The sequence below is a fragment of the Mucilaginibacter sp. A3364 genome, assembly GCF_059690715.1.
The window spans coordinates 1,063,773-1,080,136 of sequence record NZ_JCAWED010000001.1 but is presented as its reverse complement, the minus strand read 5'-3'; the positions used below and the strand labels follow the sequence as shown (position 1 = coordinate 1,080,136).

The 16,364-nt window shown below is 43.6% G+C and carries 13 protein-coding genes; 7 read left to right on the top strand and 6 right to left on the bottom strand.

What is annotated here, in order from left to right; all coding sequences use genetic code 11:
* Positions 1-108 precede the first annotated feature (108 nt).
* The 3 genes from AC59JT_RS04780 to AC59JT_RS04770 all read right to left on the bottom strand — a co-directional run bounded on the left by AC59JT_RS04780 (position 109) and on the right by AC59JT_RS04770 (position 6,721).
* A complete protein-coding gene (locus AC59JT_RS04780) occupies positions 109-2,379 on the bottom strand; it encodes an MBG domain-containing protein (protein WP_497396469.1) in 2,271 nt (756 codons plus the stop codon).
* Between the two features lie 179 nt (positions 2,380-2,558).
* A complete protein-coding gene (locus tag AC59JT_RS04775; RefSeq protein WP_497396468.1) occupies positions 2,559-6,200 on the bottom strand; it encodes a PKD domain-containing protein in 3,642 nt (1,213 codons plus the stop codon).
* 74 nt (positions 6,201-6,274) lie between these two features.
* On the bottom strand, positions 6,275-6,721 hold the full coding sequence (locus tag AC59JT_RS04770; protein ID WP_497396467.1) for a response regulator: 447 nt from the start codon (positions 6,719-6,721) through the stop codon (positions 6,275-6,277).
* 112 nt (positions 6,722-6,833) lie between these two features.
* Between AC59JT_RS04770 and AC59JT_RS04765 the strand changes: the two genes are divergently transcribed.
* From AC59JT_RS04765 to AC59JT_RS04755, 3 genes are all read left to right on the top strand, one after another.
* Positions 6,834-8,996, top strand: a complete 2,163-nt coding sequence (locus AC59JT_RS04765; RefSeq protein WP_497396466.1) for a sensor histidine kinase — start codon at positions 6,834-6,836, stop codon at positions 8,994-8,996.
* 9 nt (positions 8,997-9,005) lie between these two features.
* Entirely contained in the window at positions 9,006-9,605 is a 600-nt protein-coding gene (locus AC59JT_RS04760) for a GNAT family N-acetyltransferase (RefSeq protein ID WP_497396465.1), read from the top strand.
* A 74-nt stretch (positions 9,606-9,679) separates the two neighbouring features.
* On the top strand, positions 9,680-9,901 hold the full coding sequence (locus tag AC59JT_RS04755; protein WP_497396464.1) for a CDGSH iron-sulfur domain-containing protein: 222 nt from the start codon (positions 9,680-9,682) through the stop codon (positions 9,899-9,901).
* A 28-nt stretch (positions 9,902-9,929) separates the two neighbouring features.
* Here AC59JT_RS04755 and AC59JT_RS04750 read toward each other — a convergent pair whose 3' ends face one another.
* A complete protein-coding gene (locus AC59JT_RS04750; protein WP_497396463.1) occupies positions 9,930-10,142 on the bottom strand; it encodes a VF530 family protein in 213 nt (70 codons plus the stop codon).
* Between the two features lie 33 nt (positions 10,143-10,175).
* Positions 10,176-10,835 (bottom strand): bifunctional 4-hydroxy-2-oxoglutarate aldolase/2-dehydro-3-deoxy-phosphogluconate aldolase, encoded by a 660-nt coding sequence (locus AC59JT_RS04745; protein WP_497396462.1) that lies wholly within the window; start codon positions 10,833-10,835, stop codon positions 10,176-10,178.
* Positions 10,836-10,991: 156 nt separating this feature from the next.
* On the opposite strand from AC59JT_RS04745, the gene AC59JT_RS04740 reads away from it, so the two are divergent.
* Both AC59JT_RS04740 and AC59JT_RS04735 read left to right on the top strand, forming a co-directional pair.
* A complete protein-coding gene (locus AC59JT_RS04740; RefSeq protein ID WP_497396461.1) occupies positions 10,992-11,996 on the top strand; it encodes a PfkB family carbohydrate kinase in 1,005 nt (334 codons plus the stop codon).
* 88 nt (positions 11,997-12,084) lie between these two features.
* The gene (locus AC59JT_RS04735) at positions 12,085-12,534 is read left to right on the top strand and encodes a NanQ anomerase/TabA/YiaL family protein (RefSeq protein WP_497396460.1); all 450 of its coding nucleotides are present in this window, start codon (positions 12,085-12,087) and stop codon (positions 12,532-12,534) included.
* A gap of 229 nt (positions 12,535-12,763) precedes the next feature.
* On the opposite strand, the gene uxaC is transcribed toward AC59JT_RS04735, so the two are convergent.
* Entirely contained in the window at positions 12,764-14,170 is a 1,407-nt protein-coding gene (gene uxaC, locus AC59JT_RS04730; RefSeq protein WP_497396459.1) for a glucuronate isomerase, read from the bottom strand.
* A gap of 186 nt (positions 14,171-14,356) precedes the next feature.
* Here uxaC and AC59JT_RS04725 point away from each other — a divergent pair, with 186 nt between their 5' ends.
* On the top strand, positions 14,357-15,919 hold the full coding sequence (locus AC59JT_RS04725; protein WP_497396458.1) for an ArnT family glycosyltransferase: 1,563 nt from the start codon (positions 14,357-14,359) through the stop codon (positions 15,917-15,919).
* A gap of 5 nt (positions 15,920-15,924) precedes the next feature.
* Positions 15,925-16,296: a DMT family protein gene (locus AC59JT_RS04720; RefSeq protein WP_497396457.1), complete on the top strand. Its 372-nt coding sequence runs from the start codon at positions 15,925-15,927 to the stop codon at positions 16,294-16,296.
* The last annotated feature ends 68 nt before the right edge of the window (positions 16,297-16,364 follow it).

The window sequence follows — 16,364 nt, the reverse complement described above, 5'->3', positions numbered from 1 at the left end:
ACAGGGCCTTGGTTATAATTATTATTATGCAAGATAAATAAACAGTTCATAATCTTAATTATAAGCCAAAAAATAATTAATGATTAATAAAACACTTACACTCATACTTTATTTAACAATGGTTACGTATCCGGTAAGGGCTTTGTTATTGTTACCCAGGTTAATGATATAATAATATATCCCGGCAGGTAGATCATTTCCGTTTACCTTACCCGCCCAGGGGTTAGTATACCCTACAGATGTATATACAGTATTACCATAACGGTTAAAAATATCAATTTTACACTTAGGGAACTGGGCTATGTTTTGAATATCCCAGGTATCATTCACCCCATCGCCATTTGGGGTAATGGTGTTGGCCATTAGCAATGGTTTAACATTTACCGTTAATATACCGGGCACATATTGCATGGTATAGTTTTGTGCAGAAGCGCCACTTACCACAATAGGATACTGCCCCACGGGCGAAGCAGGTACGGCCGTTGTTGTAGCAACCGCAAGTTGTGTTATTTGCGCAACGTCTTCTCCGTTTACAAAGCCGCCATAGCTAACCGTAAGCGGGGGATTTGCATCGGCATAATACCTGCTTTTATCATCGGCCTTAACGGTTAATAGCGCAGGTTTAACAATAATATCGGCGCCTTCATAGTGCGGTGTATAGTTACTTATTGAAAATGTACCACCTGTAGCAGCCTCTAATTTAACAGATTTAGAGTAAGGCGGGCCTACAACATCGGTAGCCCGAGCGCCAAGCCCGTACTTAGCAGTTACCGATCCTATTACTTCATTATTTTTTAGCCCTTGCTGTTTAAACGCCGTAACACCGCCGCCATCAGTTAATACCGAGCCGTAGGTTTTAATAGCATCATTGGCAGTTATGGTTAAAGGCGCCGGAGTTACATTGCTCAGTGCTGCGGGCAAATTAACATTGGCGGCATTTGTACTGCTAAAAACCACATCACCGGAGTGCGGGCCTGCCTTGGCAGTAGCACTTAGCCTGATATAAATAGTTTGAGGATCGATATGGTAAGTTGAGCCAACTGTTAACGTTTTGCTGAAGGTAATGCCATCAGCACTTATTTCAAACCCTTCGGGCGGACTTATCAAGATGCCTTTTTCCATATATCTGCCAGATACAGATATTGGTGATGCTGACGATGGGTCACCATATTCGGTGGTTTTAGCAGTTATAGGTCCTGATGCTTGTATAAACGGCGGGCGCTGATTAACGGTGATGGTAAACGTAATGGGCTTTGTTTTACAACGCTGTTGTGTTACCAATATATTTAATGAGGTAAAAGCCTTTGGCACTTCAACAGCATCTGTTATCTGTTGTTGTGCCACATCAAAAGTATACAAGTTACTAGGTGATGCATCAATACTGGTGCGCAAAATATACAGGCTCTTGTCATCATCGCTTAATGAAATACTCCTGATAAAATAAGGAACAGACACGCGGCTTAATACCAGCTTGGCCTGCGGATGAATTGTATATATCCAGCTTTGAAAATTTTGTACGTCTAACCCCGCCATATAGAGCTTGCTGCCGTCTTTGCTCAATTTCATAGAATTGGCATCTACAGTTGGCTCTATCGATATGGTGGTAAAAGCAAAGGTTTCTGCGTCAATAAAATACACTTTTCGTCCCGGTCCGGTGCTTACATAAAGACTGCGCCCATCGGGGCTTAACACCATACCACCAAGACTCGGCAGGCTGATCTCGCCTATCGTGCTACCCGTTATGGTATTCACCGCAACAAATTTACTCGTACCCAAAAATAAATATAAGCGGCTGCCATCGGCATTTGCTAATATATCAACGGCGCCAAAATTAAGCGGTATCACCTTTAAAACCGCACTGGTAGCTATATCAATAATTGACAATACATTATTAAAAGGTGTGCCTGTACTATTGCTTACATATAGTGTTTTGCCGTCGGCACTAAAATATAAAGCCTGCGGCCGGTAAGGTAAGTTCACCATGCCTATCTGCCGGTAGGCCATGTCAAACAAAGCTACCTTGTTTTGGCCGTCAAGATTAATGTAGTAGGTATTACCATCGGCACTGGTATATATACGATCAAAACGGCTCGCTATAGGGAACGAAGCAATTTTAGCTTTGGCCCTGAGGTCGTAAACAGATATCGGCGCGTTGGCATCATTTACAAAGGCCAGCAAGCGGTTATCAACTACCGTGTTAAACGATACCGTGCCCTGTATGGGTGCAAAAGTGGAATTAGTGGCCTGAAATTCGTCAATGATATTGGTAGCGTTATAAGCTTTTAAACCTATGGCTGTGTTACTGTTAGTCCAATAACAAGCGCATCCTATATCCGGAAATTTGATAGCAGGAACAATGGTTTCGCTGAGCACGGTCATATCACTTTGTGCCTTGAGTAATAAAGGCTCAAAAAGCAATATCCCCAAAAGGACAGTAAATAAAATATGGCCGGGTAAATGGCCAGGATAAATTGGTTTCAACAGTTTATTAAATATTCTAAGCTATCAATTAAATTGAAAAGCAACAAATTATCGGCTTAAAATATTCATGCTCAACATTATCGTACAATGGCGATGTAACCTGATACAACCTTGCGCCCGTTTTTAGGTGCCACAATATAATAATAAGTGCCGTTGGGCAATATTGCTCCTTTAAATCTGCCATCCCATGCGGTTGAATAACCCAGCGAGCTAAACATACGTTCGCCATAACGGTTAAATACCTCTACGGTGGCACCCGGGTAAGTTTCCAGGTTTTTTATTTCCCAGGTATCGTTTATGCCATCGCCATTTGGCGTAAAGGTATTTGGTATTACCGGTGGCTGTAAGACTTTTACATTGATCTTCACCGCTTCGGCAGCGCAACTCTTGTCCGAGCTAACAACAAGTGTATACGTTATATCTTGTAATGGCATAGCTACAGGTTTCAATACATCGGTTCGGTCAAGGCCTGTCGCCGGCGACCAGCTATATGTCATCGTGCCCGAACTTAAAGTAGCCGCAGCATTCAGCGTAACTTTATCGCCTGATAACATAGTAACCGTTTGATCTAAAGTAACGCGTGGTGTTGGGTTAACCACAATATCAAAGGTTTTTGTAAAAACACAACCCGTGTTATTAGTTGTAAAAACGTAAGTGATTGGATAAGTGCCGGGCCCGACACTTGCCGGATTAAAAAACCCTGTACTTGAAATACCGGTTCCCGTAAACACCCCACCACCATTGTAAACGCCTTTATCCTCAACTATCGGGAAAGACGCATCCTTTTCGCAAACAGAAATACTGCTGGCAATGGTAGTATTGTTATATTTTAAGGTGATGATTGGTTCGGGATAAACTAAGAATGTTTTAATTTTTTCGCTTTGACACACCACGCTTTGGCCCGAATATGCAACCATCCTAACAGTATAAGGAGTAGGCTGCGTACCGTTAAAATACGGATACTTGTAGCTATACACTTTATCAGTTGGCATTAGAAATTCCTTATCGGGCTTTGTTTTTTGATGATCCCAATCAAAGTACCATTCTATCCTGGTAATAGTTCCTTTTACCGTCGTCATATCCGTAAATAACACCTCTTTACTGCTACAGGTGTTGTCAACAGCGAAGTCTGCAACCGGTGCCGAGTTTACCGTGAAGGTTTTAACTCTCGTTGTTTCGCATCCATACTTAGAAAAAACATGCAGTGTTACTGTATAGTCGCCTTCCTTGGTATATTGGTGGCTTCCATTTTTTTGGGTTGAGGTGTTAGGGTTTAAAACTGTAGACCTGTCAGGATCGCCAAAATCCCATAGATAAGTCAATTCAGATTCCGTTTTATCTTCTATTAAAACCTCGGGAATAAACTGGCCGGCTATGTTGTAATGATAATCGTTCTCGCATATTTGCGGCGTGGTAAAGTCAACAACAGGCAACGGCCTTACAGTTATTGGCGTAGCTTTAAAACTGGTACAGCCCGTGGTACCGTTATCAGTAGTTACGGTCAAAGTAATCGTGTATGGGCCGGTAGCGGCGTAAATATGCTTTACTTGCTTACCGGTTTGCAAGGGTGTACTGTCACCAAAATCCCAAACCCATTTGGTTATTGTTCCGTCTGAACTTGTTGAGTTATCCTCATAGTCATATTCCTTGTCTTTACAGATATTTACAGGCATTTTAAAAGCAACAACAGGCGGCGTGGCAATATGTACCTGTGTAATTGGCGAAACGCCTACACAGCCATTATTATCTGTAACAGTTAATCTTACGTTGTAGGTGCCGGGGTCGGTGTAGGTGTGTTTCGGATTAGCTAACGTAGATGGGGGCGTACTATCGCCAAAATCCCAGAGCCATTTTTTAATCTCCCTGTCGGTACTTAAAACGGTAGCATCAGTGAATTGAGTTTCGGCCCCAAAGCAATTATCACTCACGGTCAGTTTAGTAGTAGTGATCTCTTCGTAATTTATAAAATCAAACCGTACCTCCTGCGTCGAACCACACTCGTCGGCACCCGGGTTTTCGGCTAGTGCAACAACGCTGTGACTGCCCACTGTGAATACCTTTTTTGTCGGGTACCTATATACATAAAGCTGTTTACCATCCTTTACCGGGTCATCATCAGGATTCGGGTTTGATATTTCCAGATCCGGGGTACCATCATCAAGCACCCATTTAATTTTGGTGGGTTTGTAAGGTAGTGTTAACTGTAATTGATAAGCCGTTGAACCGCAGCCGGCAGTAATAGTTTTAGTATTATCTGCAGGGTCTTGAAATGCTACGTAGTTGTTCAGGTCTTTTAAGTTGGTGCCTGCAGCGTAGCCGTAGGATTCAGCACCGCCAAATCCGTAAGCTATAGCATTAAATGGCTCGGATGCCGCTATGATGTGCGTACCTTGAGTAATGGTTCTACCCCGTCGGCCTTCCTGATCAGGACCACTACTAACCGGTATTTGAGCATATGAATAGTCGACCTGCCCGGAGACGGGAAAAAAATTACCATACGGCATGCCATCTAACGTAAAAGAACCAACAGCACTGGTAGGTATAACCACGTTGATATAGCTGTTATCTATATTAAAGTATCCTGTAGAATATAAAGTCACCTTATCAAGGCCTTGCTCAACGGGTGTTAAAAAAATCATCTCAGGGTCTCCGGCAGGTTCTCCCTGTGTGCCACAACCGGCGGCGTTAGACTGATTTTGAGTTGCTGTATATTGTACAACCTGTATCTGTTTGTCGGCTTCTATTACATTACTGGTTTGCGATCTGAACTCATAATATAAACTATTAACGAATTGATTGGCTTGCAATGTAATGCCATTGAGTTTTACCTGCGTACCAGGCTCTTTTAAAACAATGCGGTAAATATCAAAATTTCTCCCAAGCAGAGGGATCGTTATATATTTTTTACCCCAGGCCGATGTTGGATAAACTTGCTGAAAAAGATTATCAGACGAAGGATTCCCCGGATTGCTCGTATTACAAACAATACCTATTTTACTGCTACCTGAAAATACAGCTATTTTTTTGCAGGTACCGTTAGCTGTGCTCACAGACTTTATAGCACTTCCGGTAAGATCATCAAGCCGGGCTGCGATACACTGATAAACCTCGCCCTTCTTTAAATCAATAGAAAACATTTGATTTGCACGCTGCCCGGTCATCAGGTCGGCAACCGGTGTTATATTAACAGTGGTATTGTCTTCAGTTGCTATTACTGAGAAATTTGACCTTCCAATATTGTTTTGGTTAGCTATTTGGGTGTAGTTAAGTGACAAATACTCCTTGCCTAAATTATTTACCGGCAGCAACAAAGTGGCACCTGATACGGATGCGTTGTTAATATGTGCGTACACAGCTACCGGCCTTGCCGCTGTAATGTGAATGCCTTTATAAAAAAGCCCACCGCTACCCAAAAACGCGCTACCAGGTATGCTTACAAATGTTACCTCTCCGGGCTTGACATTATACGGCATATTAAAACTACCGTCTAGTATTTCAACTTTGCCCGAAGTGGCTATATCAGATGTAATGTACAACACCATCAGGCTTGAGCCGCCAAAGCTTGAGCCTGCTGCTCCGGCAGAATGATCAGTATACGCAGTCCAAAACTCGGTGCCACGGCTACTGGTTCCCTGCGCGTTCGAGCGCGAAGCGGCTAATAATAAAATGGCAACAGTAACGGCTACAATAATACACGATATCGCTTTCGGCCTTCTCACAACAAACAAACTAAAAAGGGTTATAATTACTTCAAGTTTAACTATAAGTAATTACAAATCAAAGCGACACAACTTTATACTGATTTCCCGAGCGCTTCCAGCTCTGCCAATGCAACCTGCAACCTGGCCGAAAGTTCTTTATTTTCTTTACGGAGATGGTAAATTTCGAGGGCGTTCTCTATATACATTTTAAGCTCATCATTTTGCCATGGCTTAACCAGGTATTTATATACCTGCCCGCGGTTTATGGCGTCCATAACGGCATTAATGTCAGAAAAACCGGTTAGCAATATGCGGATGGTATTTGGATATACATTGATGATAGATTCCAGGAACTCGATCCCCGTCATATCGGGCATGCGTTGATCTGATATGATAACGCCTATTTCTTCGGTATCCAATATCTTACGGCCCTCTTTGGCAGACATGGCCGTAAATATTTCAAAATCGCGCCTGAACGAAGCTTTAAAGCTATTCAGGTTATTGATCTCATCGTCTATATATAAAACCCCTACTGGCATATGTTTTTTTTAGTTTAGGAAACAGCAAGGTAAGCCTAAAAAATTAATTTACCTTGAAAATTTCAATTTTCTGTGCATTTTTATACTCCCGCGTTAACTATTGTATGTAATAATGAAAAAATTAGTTTTATTACTTTTTATTCTGATACAATACATCTGCCCTGCGGCGGCGCAAACAGATACGCTGGTTATTGGCCCTAACCAAAGCAAATATTTAACCAATCAATATTTCCTGGAGTTACATAAAGCCGACAGCCTGACCCTGCAACGTATTATTGGCCACCCCGGTTTTCGCCCTATAACATCCTCGTTCCCGGTTTTAAAATACAATAAGCCCATTGCCTGGCTTAAGTTTGTTTTAAAAAACAACACCGATAAGCCATTTATCATGGCTACCATCAACAATAGTATAGTCGACAAGTTTGAGATCTTTTATACCGACCCACTAACAAATCAACTCAAGCAGCTCAATTATAACAACGCCCGGGCCTACGCGGGCCTTGCCGACAAGGAAGCCCATTTTATAGGGATACCTTTAGCGGTAAACACAAGCAATACCTTTTTTGTAAAAGTTAGCAGCCCGGCCTCAACCGTGTTGCCTATTAAGCTGCATAGCAAAAACAGTTTTTTACAGGAACATCGCACCTATATTTTATTGAGCGGCTTTGTGCTGGGCATATTTGTTGTAATGGCGTTGTACAACTTCATGCTGTTTTTTATGGTGCGCGATCGTAGTTATTTGTATTACGTCATCTACATCATCTTCGCCGGGCTTACCCTGGTGTTTTTAATGGGGCATGGTAATAGCATATTTCCGGGCAGTAAGGAGATAGTTAATAAATACCTTATCCCGCTGTCGCGTATATTTTTCGGAGCCTCGCTTATATTGTTCGCGTTTGAGTTTTTGCAGCTTAAAGAAAACCTGAAACCTTACTACAAGTATTGTTTCACGCTGTATGGCTTGTACTTTGTTGCGGCTATGGCCATTGTGCTGGGGTACACCCATGTGGGTTACATAACTATAACCATTTCGGCATCTGTAACGGCAATATCCTTATTAGTTATTGGCATACACTTGATTTTTAAAGGCTACAAGCCATCTAAGTTTTTTTTAATAGGTTGGGGATTTGTGCTGCTGTCGTTATTAATAACCATAGCGCGCAACTATGGCTTGCTGCCTTACAATTATTTTACCGCAAATAACATTATTTATACCACCACTATCGAGCTGGTGCTTTTTTCGGTGGCACTGGCGGATAAGATAAACTTTTATCGTTCGCAAAAACAGCTGATGCAACAGGCATCATTAACCACTGCGCAAAAAAACGAACGCTTTACACTGGAGCAAAACCTGATACTGGAACGAAAAGTTAAGGAGCGTACGCAGGAATTAATTGCTACCAATAAAAATTTGTCTGTAACCATTGATAACCTAAAATCGGCACAAATTAAACTGGTGGAAACAGAAAAAATGGCTTCGCTTGGCCAACTAACAGCCGGTGTGGCGCACGAAATTAATAATCCTATGAATTTTATCAGCGCCAACGTAAAACCCTTGCGCATGGACTTTGAAGAATTATTTTTAATGCTGGACAGGTATGAGGACGCGGCCAATCACCCTGATAAACCCGAGCTTTTGCAACTGGCCAAAATGCACAAACAGCAAATTAATGCCGATTTTGTAAAGGAAGAAATACTGGGCCTGCTTAGCGGTATTGAAGAAGGCGTAAACCGCAGCGCCGAGATCGTTAGAAGCCTGCGCACCTTTAGCCGTATGGATGACCTTGAGCTTAAACCAGGCAATATTAACACGGCCATATTAAACGCGCTGATCATATTGCGCAGCTACGTTCCCTACTACATCGATGTAAAGCCAATACTGGATAAGCTTGACCCTATACCATGTTACGTAGGTAAAATAAACCAGGTTATTATCAATCTGGTTACCAACAGCATCCAGGCCATTAAAGCCAAACAAACGCATCACAACGAAAGCGTATTGGTTATAACCCGTAATTTTGCAGACCACGTAGCTATTGAAGTGGTTGATACCGGTATTGGCATGACGCCCGAAACCAAACAACGTATATTTGAACCTTTCTTCACCACCAAAAACATAGGCGAAGGTACCGGCCTGGGCCTCTCGATCGTATTTGGTATTGTTGAACAGCATAAAGGTTCGATAAACGTTGAATCGACTTTTGGCACGGGCACCACATTTACCATCAACATCCCTAAAAACCTGGTTCAACCCGTGCAGGAAGAAACAGCATAAAACATATAAATGAGCACTACATTTAATCCTACCGAACAATACACGCTTGAAGACGACAAAGTATTATTGCGCCCCTTGCAGGCGACAGATGCTGAGTTTTTGATCCCCTTCGCTATAAATGAACCCGATACCTGGTTTTACTCGTTAAAAAGCGCCGCGGGCGAAGAAGGCATGCGTCAATATATAAACGATGCCCTGGCCGCGCGCGAGGCAGGCAAGGAATACCCGTTTATAGTTTTTGATAAACAGACACAGCAATATGCCGGCTGCACGCGCTTTTATGATATCCAGCCAGCTTATCAGTCACTGCAGTTAGGCTACACCTGGTACGGGCAGGCTTTCAGAGGCACCGGCCTTAACAAGCGTTGCAAGTTTTTGCTCCTTCAATTCGCGTTTGAGACATTGGGGATAGAACGCGTTGAATTTAGAGCCGATGCACGAAACGACCGCAGTATTGCCGCTATGAAAAGCATAGGCTGTACGCCCGAAGGAATTTTGCGTAATCATTTGCCGTTGGCTGATGGCGGGCGCCGGGATTCTATCATCCTGAGCATACTAAAAAACGAATGGCTGAGCGGTGCAAAACAGCGCCTGGCGGATAAGCTTTAGATAGATTCTGAATAGCATTAATTTTAAAAAGCTGGTATTGTTGTAAGCTATATTTGCAGCCAAATAACAATACTATGTCAACAAAACTTACTATCAATAATAATGGTTCGGTAAAGATCGATGGCGATTTCGAGATCGTAGATCCACAAGGCAATGCCTACAATTTGCAGGGCAGAACGGTGGTATCTATCTGTCGTTGCGGCCTATCGGCCAACAAACCTTTCTGCGACGGATCGCACAAGGGCCATTTTGAACACGAAGCGGTAGCATTTGATCTGCCACCTAAAAAAGTATAATTGCGCCTCAATTATAAATTTCCCTCTATTATTTCCCTTCTAGGTAAAGCTCCTCTACCTTCTTCCTCGCCCATTCGGTCTTTCGCAAAAACTTCAGGCTCGATTTAATGCTCGGGTCACTCAAAAAACAATTAATACGGATACGGTAACCCATTTCGGCCCAACCATACCTGGCCACCAAATCGTTCAGTATGGCTTCTAAAGTAATGCCGTGAAGTTTATTGTTGGGTTGTTCCTGCATAATACAAAAAGACCATGGACTATCGACTACGGACTATCGACTCTCTTTAACTATCGCTAACGCGCGTTTAGTATTTTCAGTCAACTCAGCATACAACTGGCCTTCCATCACCGCGTTGCTCACCAGTTGGCTGCCCATACCTACAGCGCTTACGCCTGCCTTAAACCAGGCAGAGATATTGTCCTTATTGATCTCTACCCCACCGGTAGGCATAAACATGGTGTTTGGGAACAACGGACGGATACCCGCCATAAATGTTGGCCCCAGTAAATTACCCGGAAACAGTTTGATAAATTTAGCGCCCATGTTCTCGGCTTTGATGATCTCGGTGGCGGTCATTGCACCCGGTATCCAAAGCATATGGTTATCATCGGCTACCGCTGCAACCTCTTCTACCAAACCCGGGCTTATAATATAATCGGCCCCCGCATCAATAAATTCCTGCGCGCTTTGGGCATCTTTAATAGTGCCTACACCCAGGTACATTCCGCGAAGTTCTTTGTCGCAAATTTCGCGCAGCTTCACAAAGTTTTTAAGCGCGGCCTCGCCACGGTTAGTGTACTCAATGGTTTTTATACCAGCGTTGTATAGCGCGTGTAATATGTTTACACTTACTTCTTCGCTTTGATTAAAATATAGCGGTAACATACCCTGCTCGGGTATCAGTTTTAAGATAGCTGCTTTTTTGTCCATTTGATTGGGTATAGAAGGGATAAATGTAGAAAAGATATATCACAAACGTGGCCTGCATGCCGTCATTTTTACGCAAACGATTTCCTTGTTTTTGCCCGCAAAGGCTTCTTAATTATGATGCTTTAATGTACTTTTGGCTAAACACCAATTAACCCTATGCCCAAAAAAGTAGTTACGCTTGGCGAAATAATGATGAGGCTTTCAACCCCTCAATATAAACGATTTGTACAAACCGAAAGTTTTGACATTACCTACGGTGGTGGCGAAGCTAACGTAGCCGCGGCGCTATGTAATTATGGCCTTAATGGTGTTTTTATGAGTAAAGTGCCCGATAATGCTTTGGGGCAATCAGCAATTAATCATCTGCGTCGTTTTGGGGTTGATACGCAATTTGTGGCTCGCGGTGGCAAGCGACTGGGCTTATATTTTTTAGAGCCGGGCGTAGCGATGCGTGCCTCGCAGGTTATTTATGACCGTGCCGATGCCGCCATAACCGAAGTAGAACTGAGCGAATTTGATTTCGATAAAATATTTGATGGCGTAAGCTGGTTCCATACCAGCGGCATTACCCCTGCCCTTAGCGAAAAAGCTGCCGCTCTTACATTAGCCGCCCTAAAAGCCGCCAAAGCCAAAGGCATTACCACCAGCCTTGACCTTAACTACCGCAAAAAACTGTGGACCGTTGAGCAGGCCCAAAAGGTAATAAGCCAACTTTGCCAACATGTTGATGTGTGCATAGGGCCCGATGCTACCATAGGTTTCGGTACGCATTTGGTAGGTAAGGCTTATGATCATGCCGCTTACACAGAGGCATTCAAAGAGCTGCAAAGCAGATTTGGCTTTAAATACATTGCCGCTACCTTGCGGGAAAGCCCAAGCGCGTCTGACAATGCCCTAAGCGCTTTGGTTTACGACGGCACGGAACTTCATCAAACCAAACAATACCAAATACGCATAGTTGACCGTGTGGGCAGCGGCGATTCTTTCGCCAGCGGCTTTATTTACGGCTTGGTAAGCGGCCGGACCGCCACCGAAGCCGCCGAATTTGGCGTAGCATCGGCAGCATTAAAACACACCATCCCCGGCGATATGAACCACGCTACAGTAGCCGAGATACAGGCCCTGGTAGGCGGCGATGGTTCGGGGAAGATACAGCGATAGTTTTTTGGGTCTATGGTCGATAGTCCATGGACCATAGTTATATTTGCCATGGACCATGGTCTATCGACCATCGACAATAAAAACAACAATGATAATAGACACCCTACACGCTGCCGAAAAATATTACGGACTGCATAGAAACTTTAAAACGGCATTTGAATATTTACGGTCGACCGATTTGGCTGCGCTGGACAACGGCGTAATTGAAGTGGCCGATGGCATTAAGGTTATTGTATCCAATGACCCCGGTAAGACAGCCGAGCTTGCAGAAAAAACATTTGAGTGCCATCGTCAGAATATCGACATACAGGTTTGCATTCACGGACACGAAACGATGGGTTGGAAGCCGATATCGGCCTGCAAAAATTCACAAATAGAATATAGCGCCGAACGCGATGTGCAGTTTTTCGATGATAAGCCGGATATGTATTTCGCGCTAACCGACGGGCAATTTGTGGTATTCTTCCCCGAGGATGTTCACGCGCCGATGATAGGCGAAGGTTTGATCAAAAAATTAGTGGTGAAGGTTAAAATTTGAGCCAAACAGGGTGCGCCACTTTTATAAAGGCATTTCAGGACTTAAATTTAAACTCGTGATAATAAGCACATTGTAAAAAACCAAGGGTGCGCCGCATTGCGCCGCTTTTTCGCATAAATAATTAACAATCAGCATTTTACTAAAAAACGGTGCGCCGGGTGCGCCACTTTAAAAGTGGCGCACCCGGCGCACCGTTTTCGTTATCATTAAAGGCCGAAGCCTTCCTTTCCTACTCGTAAAAACCGAAATACTCGCGGGCATTGTTGTAGCAGATGTCCTGTACAATTTTTCCGGTCCATTCCAGGTTGTTTGGTATCTCGCCGTTCTCAATATCGGTGGCCAACAGGTTGCATAGTATCCTGCGGAAGTACTCGTGACGCGGGAACGACATGAAGCTGCGCGAATCGGTTAGCATACCTACCAAGCGGCTCAGCAAGCCAATGTTTGATAAGGAGTTTAGCTGATCTATCATCCCCAGCTTCTGATCCATAAACCACCAGCCCGAGCCAAACTGTATCTTACCCGCTACCGAGCCATCATTAAAATTGCCGGTCATGGCCGCAAATACATCGTTATTTACCGGGTTATTGTTGTACAGGATGGTTTTGGCCAGGCGGTTATCGGTGTCTAACCTGTTCAGGAATTTTGATAGATTCTTGCCCTGTATAAAATCACCTATGGAATCCCAACCGGTATCCGGCCCCAAAGTGGCCAGGGCCCGCGCGTTGTTGTTACGCAAAGCGCCTAAGTGATATTGCTGTACCCAGCCCTTTTCATGATCCCACAAAGCAAACTCATGCAGTAAGGCCGACTTGAATTTATCGTTCTCCTCTGCTGTTATCGCTTCGTTTCCTCTTATTTTTTTGAAGATGGTTTTGATCTCGGCTTCGGTATAATCCGCGGCGTAAATGTGATCCAATCCGTGGTCTGATAGTTTACCCCCATTCGCGGCGAAGTAGTCATGACGGCTCTTTAAAGCGCTTAAATAAGCGTCAAGGTCGTTGATCGATGTACCTGTTATTTGCTCCAGTTTATCAATGTAAGCATTAAGCGCTTCCACGCTGTCCGCATTCATCGCCTTATCCGGACGGAAGGAAGGCAGTACCTTCACCTCAAAGCCATCCTGCTTAATTTTTTGGTGATGCTCCAAGGTATCCAGCGGGTCATCGGTAGTACCTACCACTTCTACCTTAAATCGCGTTAGCAAACTACGCACACTAAACTCCGGCGAAGCTAGTTTCTCGGCACACTCATCGTATATCTTACCAGCGGTAGCAGGCGACAAGATGTCTTTTATACCGAAATAGCGCTGCAACTCCAGGTGCGTCCAATGGTATAGCGGGTTACGCAGCGTATAAGGTACTGTGGCCGCCCATTTTTCAAATTTCTCCCTGTCGCTTTTGTTACCGGTTATGTAGTCTTCGTTAACGCCGTTGGCACGCATGGCACGCCATTTATAGTGGTCGCCATTAAGCCAAATGCGGGTTATATTGGCAAATTGCTTGTCTTGGGCTATCTCATCGGGCGGCAAATGGCAATGGTAATCGATGATCGGCATGGCCTTAGCATAGTCATGATATAGCTTTTTAGCCGTCTCGGTTTCAAGCAAAAAATCGTCGTCAAGAAAATTCTTCATTGGGGTTAAATTGGTATTTACGGAGAGCAAGTTTACCGCATAAATTATAATTTACCAACCCCTCAGGCTTTTTTGCGCATCTAAATTTGCGCCATCGATTGCGAACTTTATCCATTAGCTATCATTTAATGCTTTTAGCTTTATACTTTTAATTATTATCTTTATCAAAACCGACTGATAAGCCACATGCCGTACCGAAACCGGAAATCAAGTTATACTAACTTTATATTGATTTTTGTTGTTCTGAAAGTAGCCTTAAACTTACTGGCTATCAGCCACTATGGCTTCCACCGCGATGAGTTATTACACCTTGTACTTGCCGATCATCTGGACTGGGGCTATAAAGAAGTACCACCACTTATTGCTGTGGTGGCCAAGCTTACCAAAACGTTTTTTGGCGATTCTGTTTTCGCGGCGCGGATATTTCCTACTCTTTGCAGTGCATTAATTATATGGCTAACCGGTAAAATAACCGTTGAGTTTGGCGGTAAAAGGTTTGCTATTGCACTGGCCTGTTTGGCGCTTATATTCTCGCCGGCATTTATGGCCAGTGGGTACTTGTTTCAACCCGTGGTGTTCGATCAATTATGGTGGGTGTTAGCTGTTTGGCTGCTGTTGCGCTATATTAACACCAACGCACCTAAATACCTGTATTTTATTGGCATTGTTATAGGCTTGGGTATATTGACCAAGTACACCATGCTATTCTTTGCAGGTTCGGTAGTGATAGCCTTGCTCATTACCAAGCAGCGTCGAGTGGTGCTTTGGAACCGGCATATGCTGGGTACCATTGCGGTAGCCTTTTTGGTAGTACTACCAAACTTTATATGGCAGATACAACACCATTTCCCGGTGCTTAGCCACATGGCCGAGTTAAAGGAAAAGCAATTGGGTTACATTAGCCCTATGCAGTTTATAGGCCAGCAATTACTGGTTAATGCTATGGCTTTGTTTGTGTGGGTGGTTGGCTTGCTGTTTTTGTTCTTCTCGTTCAAGCTGCGTAAATTCCAATTCCTTGCTATTGCGTACGTGTTTATATTTTTGTTTTTGCTGCAGATGAACGGCAAAAGCTATTACCTGTTTGGGGCCTACCCTATGCTATTTGCGGCGGGCGGTTATGGTTTTGAGCGCTGGATAAAATCAAGCCGGGCTTTACGGGTAGTAGTGCTGGTGTTGTTTACAGTGCCTAACCTCATATTTTTACCTATGGTATTGCCGGTGCTGCCTATTAAACCTACGCTGGCCTTTTTTGAATTCATCAATAAAAATGTATCCTCGCTAAAATTCATTACCCGTTGGGAGGATCAGAAAAACCATGCCACCACGCAGGATTATGCCGATATGTTTGGTTGGGAGGAGATGGTGCAGAAAGTGGCAGTTACCTATCATCATCTCTCGCCCGAGCAGAAAAAGAACGCGGTGATCTATGCCGATAACTATGGCCTGGCAGGCGCACTCCATCAATATCGCCATAAATACAATTTACCCGAGCCTATATCGCTTAACAGCAGCTTTGCCTTATGGGCACCTGATGAAATGGCCGCCCAGTACGTAGTTTATGTAAACGATACCCGCTATTGGGACGCCTATTCTGTTTTTGCGCCTATTGCCGAAAGCGTAGAGAAAACAGGTACTGTAAATAACCCACTGGCGGTTGAGAAAGGTTCGACCATTATGCTTATCGTTCGTCCTAAACCGGTGTTAAATGAAAAGTATAAAAAACACTTAAAGGAAACCCGTATCAAATAACACCCATGCGCGGACTAAAAACAATCATCTTCCTTATCATATCCAACACCTTCATGACCTTTGCCTGGTATGGGCACCTGAAGTTTAAAGATTATGACTGGGGAAAGAACCTGGGCCTGATATCTATCATCCTCATCAGTTGGGGACTGGCATTTTTCGAATACGTTTTCCAGGTACCAGCCAATAAAGCCGGCTTTAAAGGCGATGGCGGACCATTTACCTTAGTTGAACTAAAAACCATCCAGGAAGCCATTACGCTTACCATTTTCATGCTGTTTTCAATTGTGTTCTTCAAAACTGAGAAACTTGCGTGGAATCATGCAGCAGGTTTTGCACTGATCGTGTTGGCAGTGTTTGTGATATTTAAGAAATGGTAGATTGATTTGAAGATTTGAAAATGCATTGATTTGAAGATGTTATTAATTTTCAAATCCTCAAATCAACT

Coding starts and splice junctions, on each gene's coding strand:
- AC59JT_RS04735 (WP_497396460.1), top strand. CDS start 12,085: ATGATAATAGACACCCTACACGCTGCCGAAAAATATTACGGACTGCAT.
- AC59JT_RS04765 (WP_497396466.1), top strand. CDS start 6,834: ATGAAAAAATTAGTTTTATTACTTTTTATTCTGATACAATACATCTGC.
- AC59JT_RS04720 (WP_497396457.1), top strand. CDS start 15,925: ATGCGCGGACTAAAAACAATCATCTTCCTTATCATATCCAACACCTTC.
- AC59JT_RS04780 (WP_497396469.1), bottom strand. CDS start 2,379: ATGACCGTGCTCAGCGAAACCATTGTTCCTGCTATCAAATTTCCGGAT.
- AC59JT_RS04745 (WP_497396462.1), bottom strand. CDS start 10,835: ATGGACAAAAAAGCAGCTATCTTAAAACTGATACCCGAGCAGGGTATG.
- AC59JT_RS04755 (WP_497396464.1), top strand. CDS start 9,680: ATGTCAACAAAACTTACTATCAATAATAATGGTTCGGTAAAGATCGAT.
- AC59JT_RS04750 (WP_497396463.1), bottom strand. CDS start 10,142: ATGCAGGAACAACCCAACAATAAACTTCACGGCATTACTTTAGAAGCC.
- AC59JT_RS04740 (WP_497396461.1), top strand. CDS start 10,992: ATGCCCAAAAAAGTAGTTACGCTTGGCGAAATAATGATGAGGCTTTCA.
- uxaC (WP_497396459.1), bottom strand. CDS start 14,170: ATGAAGAATTTTCTTGACGACGATTTTTTGCTTGAAACCGAGACGGCT.
- AC59JT_RS04760 (WP_497396465.1), top strand. CDS start 9,006: ATGAGCACTACATTTAATCCTACCGAACAATACACGCTTGAAGACGAC.
- AC59JT_RS04725 (WP_497396458.1), top strand. CDS start 14,357: ATGCCGTACCGAAACCGGAAATCAAGTTATACTAACTTTATATTGATT.
- AC59JT_RS04770 (WP_497396467.1), bottom strand. CDS start 6,721: ATGCCAGTAGGGGTTTTATATATAGACGATGAGATCAATAACCTGAAT.